This is a genomic window from Pseudomonas sp. TWR2-1-1, from assembly GCF_049897045.1.
Taxonomy (GTDB): Bacteria; Pseudomonadota; Gammaproteobacteria; order Pseudomonadales; family Pseudomonadaceae; genus Aquipseudomonas; species Aquipseudomonas versuta.
Genome location: NZ_JAFCVM010000003.1, coordinates 96,038 through 107,950, shown reverse-complemented (window position 1 = coordinate 107,950; position 11,913 = coordinate 96,038). Strand labels below are relative to the sequence as shown.

Below are 11,913 nucleotides of genomic sequence, written 5' to 3'. Positions count from 1 at the left end.
TTATTTGTAAATAATTCGCATTCGGCGTTTTTTTAACCGCGCACATCAATCAGGGTCAGCCAGGGGCCGTAGTGCGTGACCTTGATCGGCAAGGTTTGCGCCAGAGTGCTCAAGGTCTGCGGGGTGTTATCCAATGAGAAAACCCCGAACACCCTGACCCTGGCGGCTTCGGGGCTGATGCGCAGCACACCGGTCTGGTAAGGGCGCAACGCTTCGACCAGTGCCGACAACGGCTCGTCATGCAGCTCTACCCGGCCTTCGAGCCAATCGGCCTGACTGCGCGCAGTCGGGGTTTGCGGGTCAATCTGGCTGGCGGTAAACGACACTGCCTGACCGGCATCGATGCGTCGTTGCAGACCATTGAGGGTGTCGAGTTGCACGCTGTGCTGTTGCACGCTGGCCAGGCTTTCGTCCGCCCCCTGGCGCACCATGAAGCGCGTGCCCAGCGCCTTGACCTGACCCTGGGCGGTCGCAACCACAAAGGGCCGCTGCGGGTCGGCGGCCACATCGACCTGCAATTGGCCTTCACGCAACTGAACGCGACGCTGCCCGGCGCTGAACTGGATATCGACGGCGCTGCGGGCGTTGAGCGTAAGGCGACTGCCATCTGCCAGCTCGATGGTTCTGCGTTCACCGGTCGCAGTATGTTGATCGGCCATCATGCCCCTCAGAGGCGTCACCCGATCGACCATGCCCGCGGCGCCCACCCCCAGCAACAACAGCAGCAGCCCACCTTGCAGGGCTTTTTTGCGTGCCGCAGAAGGGCTTGCCAGCAGCGCTTCGCGGGCCGCATGCAATTGCCCCGGGCTGCGCCGTTCCACCGCTTGCAAATCCGCCAGCGGGGTTTTCAACACCCCGGCCACCCGCTGCCACGCAGCCATATGCTCAGGGCTTTCGGCCAGCCAGGCTTTAAACACCTGACGCTCCGAGGGGCAGGCCTGCCCGGATTCCAGCCGCAGCATCCAGTCGACAGCGGCACGGGTAACGGGATCTACCCTGGTGTTGCTCATAGGCTCTCCTGGGTTTGCGAAAGGCAATGCAAATAAGCGCGGCGCAGGTCACGCTCTACCGTGGCCAGTGAAACCCCCAACAAGGTGGCGATGGCCTGCTGCGGCATGCTTTCAAGACGGTTGAGCAAAAAAGCCCGCCGCACCCGTGACGGCAACCCTTCCAGCGCATGATCAATCGCTTCGATCGCCTCACGCACCAGTGCAATGTCTTCGGCTGACGGGGCATAGCCCTGAGGCATGTCTGCAAGCTGGTCCAGATAGGCCTGCTCCAGCTTGCGTCGGCGCCACAGCGAGCACAGCAAGCGCCGGGCCACGGTGCTCAGATAAGCCCGGGGTTGCTCTATGCGCTCAAGTTGCTGTGCATCGAAAGCCCGCAGGAACGTGTCCTGAGCCAGATCGGCCGCATCCTGCGGGCAACGCACCTGTCGCGACAACCAGCCGCGCAGCCACGCATGATTGTCGTGATAGAGATTCGCCAGCAAGGCTTTGGGATCCAGAGGGCTAGACACGATAGATAACCAGACTCAAATAGCAATAAGTCGCATTATCGGCGGATCGAGGGGAAAAGCAACATGCAGAGCAAGCCGAGGGGAGCCAGGCTGCATCTATGGGCAATACCGCGAAACCAGTGGGAGGTGGCTTGCCAGCGATGCAGGCACCTCGATATGTCCCGCACCGCAGCGATGTCATCGCGGGCAAGCCCGGCTCCCACAGAGCTCAGGCATATTTCTGTATCTCTAACGGGCCTGGATCAACGCCCGCCGCACAAGTCGATGAAGGTACCGGTGGCGTAGGAAGCCTTGTCGCTGAGCAGCCAGATAATGGCTTCAGCGACTTCTTCAGGGCGCCCGCCACGGCCCATCGGGATGCTCGACTCCAGCTTGCTGACCCGCCCCGGATCGCCGCTCAAGGCGTGGAACTCGGTAAAGATGAAGCCCGGGCGCACTGCGTTGACCCGGATCCCCTCGCCCGCCAGCTCTTTGGACAAGCCCAGGGTAAAGGTGTCCAGTGCACCTTTTGAAGCGGCATAGTCAACGTACTCATTGGGCGAGCCGAGGCGCGCAGCCCCCGACGACACGTTGACGATATTGCCGCCCTGTCCGCCGTAACGGGGCGACATGCGCAGCACTGCATGCCTGGAACACAGGATAGGCCCCAGCACATTGGTTCTCAGGGTGTGCAAAATACGCGACTCGGACATTTCGTCGACCCGGGACTTGAGGCCCACGGTCCCGGCATTGTTGACCAACGCCGTGATCGGGCCGAGCTCCTCGTCAACCCGGGTAAACAGGCCGATGATTTCTTCTTCATTGCTCACATCGGCACGCACGGCAATGGCCTGTGCCCCCAGAGCATGAACCTGTGCCAGCACTTCATGGGCAGCCGCTGCATCCGTCAGATAGTTGATGCAAATCCGGTAGCCCTGCTGCGCTGCCAGGATTGCAGTTGCAGCGCCGATGCCGCGACTGCCACCGGTGATCAAGATGACTTTGTCCATAAAAACGCTCTCCAGTTCGACGGTGCAAAGGTGACTGGCAGAATAACCGCGAAGGCTTTGCTTTGTCAGGTCGGTGACGATGTGCCTTAACGCGACAATTCAGCGCGATGAATATCGACCATGAATTGCTCGGCCGGTAACGGCTGTCCCAACAGGAAACCTTGCAGGGCATCGCACCCCAGCGTGGTCAGGAAGCTTTGCTGGGTATCGGTTTCAACCCCTTCAGCCACAATCCGCAGCCCCAGTGCCTGGCCCAGGGCCACAATCGCCGAGACAATCGCGGCATCGTCACTGTCATGTTCCAGGTCGCGGACAAACCCGCGATCAATTTTCAGTTCATTGGCCGGCAAGCGTTTGAGGTACATCAGGCTTGAATAGCCGGTGCCGAAGTCATCAATGGACAGATCGACCCCCATCTGCGACAACCGCTGCAGCACGGTCATGCTCGCATCTGCATCGCTCATGGCGGTGGTCTCGGTGATTTCCAGGGTCAGGCTGTTGGCGGGCAACCGGTGGCGCTCCAGCACCGAGACCACACTGTCGACCAGCCCCGAATAACAAAACTGCAACGCCGACAGATTGACCGAGATACGCCAGTGGCTATACCCCTCATCGAACCACGCCCGCATCTGGCGACAGGCTTCGTTTAGCACCCATTCGCCGATCGGAATGATCAGCCCGGTTTTTTCCGCCAGTTCAATAAAGTGTTCCGGCAGCAACAATCCCTGCTGCGGATGCTCCCAGCGCAACAAGGCTTCGGCCCCTACCGGCTGGCCGCTGACAGCATCAAACTTGGGCTGGTAATGCAGGCGAAACTGGTTGTGCTCCAGCGCCTGACGCAAGTCCTGCAAGAGTTGCAGTTGCTTGCGGGCGTTGGTGTTCATGGACACATCGAAGAAGCTGTAACCGTTTTTACCGGCGCCCTTGGCGTGGTACATCGCCGCATCGGCATTCATCAACAGCTCTTCGGCGGTCTGGCCATTGCCGGGGTACAAGGCAATGCCAACGCTGGCGGATATCTGCAAATCATGCTCATCCACCCGGAAGCTTTTTGACAGCAGGCTGACCTGCCGCGCCGCAACCTGGGGCGCATCGTCAGGCTCGCTCAGGCGCACCAGCAACACAAATTCATCACCACCGATGCGCGCCAGGGTGTCCTGGCTGCGCAACTGATCACGCAGGCGCAACGCCACTTCGCGCAACAGCCGGTCCCCCAAGTGATGGCCAAAGGCATCGTTCACCGGTTTGAAACCGTCCAGATCGATAAACATCAACGAGAAACACCCGCCCTGCTCAGCCACTTTGGCCATGGCCTGGCTGATCCGGTCAGCCAGCAGGATGCGATTGGGCAGCCCGGTCAGGGTGTCATGCAGCGCCAGTTGGGTCAGTTCTTCATTGGCCAGGGTCAGAGAGTTCGCCAGGGCCGCAGTGCTGGCATCGAGCCGGGCATCAAAAATGGAGGTCAGCAGCGCAATGATCAACACCGCAAGGCTGGACACCAGCACCAGGTTATCCAGGCCTTTACCACTCAAACCGTCAACTGCCGCACCGCAAAAACTGCCGACCGGGAAATTCGCCGCAGCCATGCCGGTGTAGTGCATGCCGACAATCGCCAGGCCCATGATGATCGAAGCCCCGGCCCGCACCAGATGGACATAGGGGGTGTGCCTGCGCAGGCGGAACGCTATCGACAAAGCAGCCGCCGAAGCCCCTACCGCAATCACCAGAGACAGCGCGACCAGTGTCGGGTCGTAATCGATGCCCGGCTGCATGCGCAATGCGGCCATGCCGCTGTAGTGCATGGCGCTGATGCCTGCCCCCATGACCAATGCACCGAACATTAATTGCAGTGCCGGCAAGCGCGGCTGGCTGACCACCCACAAGGCAAAGCCTGAGGACAGAATGGCCACCAGTAACGACCACAGCGTGAGCCCCAGGTCATAGCCCAGATCCAGGGGCAACTCCAGGGCGAGCATCCCGATAAAATGCATCGACCACACACCAAAGCCCATGGCCAGCGCACCGCCGCTCATCCACAGATACACGGTCCGGCCCCGCGCCGTGGCGATGCGTCCGGCCAGATCCAGGGCGGTATACGACGCAAGAATTGCGACGCACAGAGAAATAAAAACCAGCGAAGGGGAGTAACTAGCAGAAACCATGGGTTTTCTCGTGAGCCAGAGCCGAACAGCAGCCATGTCCGGTAAAAAAGTGCGCGATTGTACTGTTTCTATAGGCAAACGCACCTATACCAATCAGTTATTCAGAAAGTCGTACTGGTTCATCTGGCAGCCGGCTCGACTGTACGAAAATCGCGTTTCACTTTAGCGATATACCCGGCCACCACCGGGGACTTTTCAAACCGCCGGTAAATCAGGGACAACCATGACCTGGCCTCGCAGCCCTCGATTGGCCGGTAAATAACATTCGGCAAACTGATATGCCCCACCACCGATTCCGGCACCACTGCCACCCCTTGCCCCAGTGAAACCAGGGCAATCACCGCCACCAGGCCACCGGGCTGTGGCCCAAGCCTGGGCGCATAGCCGCCCTGGGCCGCGACCTGCAAGGTTCCGCTGATTTGCTCGGGAAGGATAAACGTCTCGTTTTGCAGGTGCTGCGCGCTGATGCCTTTAAGACGGGTGAGCCATGAATCATCGGTCAGTGCCAGCACAAAACCTTCTGAATTCAGGCCAATCGCCTCCAGTTCCTGGGGCAAGGCCATGGGCGAGCGCACATAACCCAGGTCAAACCGGCCTTCAGCCACACTCACCGGCAGGTCGGCCATCGGGGCTTCCTGCACGCTGAGGCTGACCTCGCTACAGTCCCGGGAAAAAGCCTGTACCTGACGTTGCAACACGCCGGAGTAGACCGCTGAGGCAACGTAGCCCAATTCGATATGCCCCACTTCACCGCGCCCTGCCCGCCGGGCATTGCGCTGTGCCAGCTCAAACTGGCGCACTGTGGCGTCGGCCTCGGGCAGCAGGGCCTGTCCGGCTTCGGTCAGGCTGACCTGGCGTTGCTGGCGAATAAACAGACGCACCCCGAGTGCACTTTCCAGGTCCTGAATTTGCCGGCTCAAGGTCGGCGGCGCGATGCCCAGCACCTGTGCCGCGCGGGTGAAATTGCGCTGTTGGGCGACCGCCAGAAAATAGCGGAAATGACGTATATCCATATCAGCATTAGCTCAAAGGTAATGAAGTCAGGGTTTTCAGCTAACAAACTCTGCAAGGCACAGCGATACCCTGTGTCCAGCGCCACACTAGATAGCCGCGGGTGTCCCCGTCAAATCAATTACCTCAAAAGCAATGTTAGATAGCCTAGGAACTGCGCCATGAAAACTGTCAGCCCGCGTCTGACCCTACTGACCGCCAGCGGGGTGTGCTCACTCATCGTGCTCGATACCAATATCGTCGCGGTCACCCTGCCCAGCATCGCCCGCGACCTGGGGGCCAATTTTGTCGACATCGAATGGGTGGTCAGCGCCTATATGCTGGCATTTGCGGCGCTGCTGCTGCCGGCCGGGAGCATTGCCGACCGCTTCGGACGCAAGAAAACCCTGCTCTGGGGCTTGAGCATTTTCATCCTCGCCTCCATCGGTTGTGGCGCTGCACCCGACAGCCTGTTGCTGGAGATCGCCCGGGCGGTCAAGGGCGTGGGAGCGGCCCTGCTGTTGACCTCCGCGCTGGCCTCGATTGGCCATGCCTTTCATGACGAAGTTGAACGGGCCAAGGCCTGGGCGTTCTGGGGGGCGTGCATGGGCGTGGCCATGACCGCAGCGCCAACCCTGGGCGGCTTGATCACCGAATCCCTGGGCTGGCGCTGGATCTTCTACCTCAACCTGCCGGTGGGCTTGCTGCTGATGCTGCTGGTCAGGCATGCCATTCAAGAGTCCCGCGACCCACAGTCGGCCCGTCTTGATCCCTGGGGCAGCCTGGCATTCAGCGCCAGTTTGCTGTGCCTGATCTGGGGCTTGATCGAAGCCAACCGCATCGGCTGGGACAACCCGCTGACCTATGCCCGCCTGAGTGCCGGAGTGCTATTGCTGGGCCTGTTTGTGTGGGTCGAGTCGGTACAGCGCCGGCCCATGATTGACCTGCAACTGTTCCGGCATCCGCGCTTTATCGGGGCTCTGCTGGGCATGTTTGCCTACGCCGGCTGCGCTCAAGTGATGATGACGCTATTGCCGTTTTACCTGCAGAACGGCTTAGGCTTCAGCGCCATCGCCTCGGGCCTGGGCATGCTGCCGTTTGCCCTGGCCATGCTGATCTGCCCGCGCATCGGTGCTCGCCTGGCGTCGCGTTACAGCCCGGCCAGCCTGATGGCGGCGGGCCTGACCCTGGTCGGCTGCGGCAACCTGTTCAGTGCCTGGGCGGTGGACCATGGCGGTTATTTGAGCTTCGCCCTGACCACGGCGGTGACGGGTGCCGGGGCCGGCCTGCTCAACGGCGACACGCAAAAAAACATCATGGCCTGCGTGCCCCGGGATCGCGTGGGCATGGCGTCCGGCATGAGCACCACCATGCGCTTCAGCGCCATCGTGCTGGCCATTGGCGTGTTTGGCGCCCTGCTGGGCAGTCATACCGGGCAAAACCTGGAGGCCAGCCTCAAGCAAGAAACAGGAGGACAGTGGATTGAGCAGAGCCACTTTATTGCCACACGGGTGGTGGCCGGAGATATGCCGGGGGCTCTGAGCCAACTGCCCCAGGCAGCCCGGGTGCAAATCGAGCCGCTGGCGATCCGGGCTTTTGTTGCCGGATTCGCGACGGTGTTGTGGGTGGCCGGGGGCCTGGCCCTGCTTGGCGCACTGCTGGTGGGGACGCTGATGCGCAAACCGATTCCGCGGATGGCAACTGCGCGGCCGGCCCTGCTGGAATGACCCTGTCTGTAGGAGCGAGCTTGCTCGCGAGCTTTTTCAAGATCAAAAGATCGCGAGCGAGCTCGCTCCTACAGGGTTAAAGTTTTCTGAACATGAAGAATTATTCAGAAACGTTTCAGCTTTTTATGGGCAAAATGTGCTCACTGCACACAAGGCCCATCAGGTGACGGTATGACCCGGATTTTGACCATCGAAGACGATGCCGTAACGGCAAAAGAGATCGTGGCTGAGTTGAGCAGCCACGGGCTGGAAGTAGACTGGGTCGCCAATGGCCGTGAAGGCCTGGTGCGCGCCGTCAGCGGCGACTACGACCTGATCACCCTTGACCGCATGCTCCCCGAGCTCGACGGGCTGGCGATTGTCACCACCCTGCGCACCATTGGTGTCAGCACCCCGATCCTGATGATCAGCGCCCTGTCCGACGTCGATGAACGGGTTCGCGGCCTGCGCGCCGGCGGTGACGACTATCTGACCAAGCCTTTCGCCAGTGACGAAATGGCTGCCAGGGTTGAAGTCTTGCTGCGCCGCAAGAGCCCGGTCGACAAACACGAGACCTCGTTGCGGGTCGCTGATCTGGAACTCAATCTGATTACCCGCGAAGCCAGCCGCGCCGAGCAACAGCTAAGCCTGCTGCCCACCGAATACAAGCTGCTGGAATTCCTGATGCGCAACACCGGGCAAATCCTCTCGCGCATGATGATTTTCGAGGAAGTCTGGGGCTATCACTTCGACCCGGGCACCAACCTGATCGACGTCCATATCGGGCGTCTGCGCAAAAAAATCGATCCGCAGGGCCTGGTGCCTCTGATCCGCACCGTTCGAGGCTCGGGTTATGTCATTGCCGAACCCCTCTAAGGGCTGGCGTTCTTCCAGTAGCCGTCTGCTGGCGCTGTACAGTTTTCTGTTCGTGGCCTGGAGCTGCATCCTCATGGGGGTGCTGTACTACGAGGTTTCGGATTACCTGGGCAACCTGGCCAAACATTCGTTGATGCAGCGCCAACACCTGTTTGCGCGCTTCCAGGGCGAACAGCTGGACGAAGCACTCGCCACCAGCATGACGTTCGATATGCGCGCAGTGGATGCCTATGGACTATTCGATGCGCAACACAACCCCCTCAGCGGTCCGATACAAAGCATCCCCGAGGGGCTGCCACTGGATGGCCAGATCCATGAACTGAGCACCTGCATCGACTCCGATGATCCGAACCTGCCGCAAGACAGCTGTGATGCCGTCGCCACGCAGACCCACGACGGCCGCTGGCTGATCCTGGTGCGCGATAACGGCTCGCTGTTTGCCGTGACCCGGATCATTTTGCATGCGCTGTTCTGGGGGCTGTCGCTGACCATCATCCCGGGCATTGCCGGCTGGCACTTGCTGCGCCGACGTCCGCTGCAACGCATACGGGCGATTCAGGCCAGCGCCGAAGCGATTGTCGCCGGCGACCTGACCTGCCGCTTGCCGCTGTCCAACCGGCGCGATGAACTGGACATGCTGGCCGCCATTGTCAACGCCATGCTCGACCGCCTCGAGCGGCTGATGCACGAAGTCAAAGGGGTGTGCGACAACATTGCCCACGACCTGCGCACCCCGCTCACCCGCTTGCGGGCGCAGCTGTACCGGATCCGGCAGCAAGCCGTCGAAGGCTCTCCCGAAGCCCTGCAAATGGATGAAGTGATCAGCGAAACCGATACGCTGATGGCGCGTTTTCGCGGGTTGCTACGCATCTCCGAACTGGAAGACCACCAGCGTCGCTCCGGTTTTGTGCAACTCGACCCGCGGCCTTTACTCCAGGAGGTATACGACTTCTACCTGCCGCTGGCGGAGGAAGGCCAGGTCACCCTGACCCTGGATATCCCTGAAACCCTGCCCGGGCTGACGGGCGACCGTGCATTGCTGTTTGAAGCACTGGCCAATCTGCTGAGTAACTCGATCAAGTTCACCCCGCCCGGCGGTGAAGTGATCCTGCGTGCCGTGAACGATGAAGGCAGCCCGCGCATTGAAGTGCTCGACACCGGGCCCGGTATCCCGCAAGCCGAACGGGTGGCGGTATTCCAGCGTTTTTACCGCAGCGATGACAAACACGGCGGTTTTGGCCTGGGCTTGTCCATCGTCGCGGCCATCGTCAACCTGCACGGTTTCAGCCTCGATGTCGGCGACCGCGAAGGGGGCGGTGCCAAACTGACGCTGCACTGTCGGCAAAGTCTGATAAGTGCATTGCACCCCTATAAACACTGACTGCGACCCGCAACGGGTCGCTCACCCCCGCCGCCTGTTCCAGGGTTTGTAAAAAATATTTACTCCGCTTGACACAACTTGGCACATTTTTTCCTTGTTATTGCGCGTTCGTAGTTAACAACCGGGCATACAGCGCCCGGGGGTGGGTAACCCGCACCTATTGCGAACAGGGACGCTATCGCCGTCCGCATTCAGTGCACGGACTGACCAAAAGTCATGTCCCATGACCCGCTGTTATAAAGGAATATTCACGATGTGCTCTGCGTACCTCACTGCAAACCTGTCCCTGCTCGCTGCCTGCTCGTTCGCCCTGCCTTCGCCCTGTTCTTGTCCGGGCACTGACACATAGCCTGAACCCGCCCGAACGCTCCCGCACCTATGTGTCAGGAGCGCTGAACCGTCGCACCCGGCGATTTAACTCCGTTCAAAAACAAAGGTCAGTCATGTCTGAAATTGAAGCTATTACTGTTCCTCCCAAACGGCCGTGGGCCTATGTCTGGCATTACGTGCGCCTGTACCCGCGCTGGTACTGGAGCATCGCGCTGCTGCAAATCGGCGCGGCAATGTGCGCCACCCTCATGCCCTACGCCATCGGCCGCATCACCGGGGCTGCAAGTAGCGGTTCATGGGATCAAGCCAACCTGCTGCAGGCCTGCCTGCCGGCAATGGGGCTGCTGCTGGGGCTGGCCGTGGCACAAATGCTCTGCGCACGCGGCGCGACGTTTTGCATGATCAAGGTGCGTCCGCAACAGAAAGTACGGATCACCCGCGATCTGTTTGCCTATCTGCAACAACATTCAGCGCGGTATTTCGGCGAGCACTTTGCGGGCAGCCTGGCGCATCGCATCAGCGAAGGCAGCATCGGCCTGCTGGAAATCACCTGGGCGCTGGTGGTGGAAATGCTGCCAATCCTGGTGGTGCTGGTCACTAGCCTGGTGTTACTGACCCTGGCATCGCCTTGGCTCGGACTGAGCTTGCTGGTGTGGGTAGTGACTTACTCGCTGCTGGCCTGGCTGCTGTCGCGCAAAGCCCAGGTGCTGGCCAGTGAACATGCCCAGGCCCGCAGCGTGACCACCGGCAAGATCGTCGACGCGGTGGGCAATCTGAGCAGCATTCGGCTGTTCGCCCGCCAGGGCTTCGAACTCGACTACCTGACCCGCTACCAAGCCAAAGAGAAGCAGGCTGCACAGCGCTCATTTTTCTATCAGGAAAAGATCCGTTTTCTGCAGGACAGTCTGTCGATCGTGCTGCGCGTGGGTCTGGTCGCCCTGGCGTTGTACCTGTGGCATATCGGCAATATTGATGTCGGCCAGTTGGTCATGGTGGCCACCCTGGGCCTGATGATCGTGGCCCAGTGCAGTTATCTCAGCATGCAGTTCATGCACTTTTTCGAATATATCGGCAACATCGAAAACAGCATCAACACCCTGCTGCAACCCCATGAAATGCCCGACCACCACAGCGCAACACCCGCACAGATTGACAAAGGCTCGATACACTTTCGCGATATAAACTTCAGCTATGGTGCAGGCAAACCTGTATTCCAGCAGTTCAACCTGCATATTCGCGCCGGGCAACGGGTCGGTATTGTCGGTTTGTCCGGGTCAGGCAAATCAACCTTGCTTAATCTTCTACTGCGCTCTTATGAGCCGCAAAGTGGCCATATCGAGGTTGACGGCATTAATATTCAAAATATGACTCAGCAGTCACTGCATAGCCATATTGGCTTGATCCCTCAAGAGCCCGGTCTTTTCCACCGCTCATTAAAAGAGAACATTGGTTACGGCGATATAAATGCCAATGAAGCTCAAATCATTCTGGCGGCCCGACGCGCCCATGCCCACGACTTCATTGTGCAAATGCCCGATGGTTATAACGCTCTGATCGGGGAGCGCGGGGTCAAGCTTTCCGGCGGCCAGCGCCAGCGCATCGCCATTGCCCGCGCCTTGCTCAAGGATGCACCGATTCTGGTACTGGACGAAGCCACCGCCAGTCTCGACTCAGAGACCGAAAGCCTGATCCAGAGCAGCCTGGACGACATCATGGCGGATAAAACAGTACTGGTCGTGGCCCATCGGCTTTCCACTCTCGCCCATCTGGACAGAATCGTAGTGCTGGATAAAGGCCAGATTGTTGAAGACGGCAGCCACCTGCAATTGCTGCAGCGCCAGGGGCTGTATTACAGGCTGTGGCAGCGCCAGTCGAACGGCCTGCTCAGTGAAGCCGACCGGCTGGAAACCGTCCCGGTCGAACAAGGTGCCTGATGAACCGCACTGCACTAATAATGAAC

Annotated in this window: 9 protein-coding genes; 4 read left to right on the top strand and 5 right to left on the bottom strand. The window is 60.0% G+C overall.

The genetic code is table 11. The features are described 5' to 3' along the window. Positions 1–32: 32 nt before the first annotated feature. The 5 genes from ACP7BO_RS08690 to ACP7BO_RS08670 form a co-directional block, all read right to left on the bottom strand. Positions 33–1,010, bottom strand: coding sequence for a FecR family protein (locus tag ACP7BO_RS08690; protein WP_397457005.1), 978 nt, complete (start codon positions 1,008–1,010; stop codon positions 33–35). Continuing rightward, on the bottom strand, positions 1,007–1,507 hold the full coding sequence (locus ACP7BO_RS08685) for a sigma-70 family RNA polymerase sigma factor (protein ID WP_397457259.1): 501 nt from the start codon (positions 1,505–1,507) through the stop codon (positions 1,007–1,009). The genes ACP7BO_RS08690 and ACP7BO_RS08685 overlap by 4 nt, the downstream gene beginning before the upstream one ends. A 254-nt stretch (positions 1,508–1,761) precedes the next feature. Further along, positions 1,762–2,508, bottom strand: a complete 747-nt coding sequence (locus tag ACP7BO_RS08680; protein ID WP_397457006.1) for an SDR family oxidoreductase — start codon at positions 2,506–2,508, stop codon at positions 1,762–1,764. A gap of 86 nt (positions 2,509–2,594) precedes the next feature. After that, entirely contained in the window at positions 2,595–4,670 is a 2,076-nt protein-coding gene (locus ACP7BO_RS08675; protein ID WP_397457007.1) for a putative bifunctional diguanylate cyclase/phosphodiesterase, read from the bottom strand. A gap of 119 nt (positions 4,671–4,789) precedes the next feature. Beyond that, positions 4,790–5,683, bottom strand: a complete 894-nt coding sequence (locus ACP7BO_RS08670; protein ID WP_426209650.1) for a LysR family transcriptional regulator — start codon at positions 5,681–5,683, stop codon at positions 4,790–4,792. Between the two features lie 159 nt (positions 5,684–5,842). On the opposite strand from ACP7BO_RS08670, the gene ACP7BO_RS08665 reads away from it, so the two are divergent. From ACP7BO_RS08665 to ACP7BO_RS08650, 4 genes are all read left to right on the top strand, one after another. After that, positions 5,843–7,387 carry an MFS transporter gene (locus ACP7BO_RS08665; protein ID WP_426209648.1) on the top strand — a complete coding sequence of 515 codons (1,545 nt, stop codon included), beginning with the start codon at positions 5,843–5,845 and terminating at the stop codon, positions 7,385–7,387. Between the two features lie 171 nt (positions 7,388–7,558). Next, complete coding sequence (locus ACP7BO_RS08660) at positions 7,559–8,242, top strand: response regulator transcription factor (RefSeq protein WP_019409082.1); 684 nt, start codon at positions 7,559–7,561, stop codon at positions 8,240–8,242. Beyond that, positions 8,220–9,623, top strand: coding sequence for a sensor histidine kinase (locus ACP7BO_RS08655; RefSeq protein ID WP_426209645.1), 1,404 nt, complete (start codon positions 8,220–8,222; stop codon positions 9,621–9,623). The genes ACP7BO_RS08660 and ACP7BO_RS08655 overlap by 23 nt, the downstream gene beginning before the upstream one ends. A 443-nt stretch (positions 9,624–10,066) precedes the next feature. Next, on the top strand, positions 10,067–11,887 hold the full coding sequence (locus ACP7BO_RS08650) for an ABC transporter ATP-binding protein (RefSeq protein ID WP_426209643.1): 1,821 nt from the start codon (positions 10,067–10,069) through the stop codon (positions 11,885–11,887). Positions 11,888–11,913 lie beyond the last annotated feature (26 nt).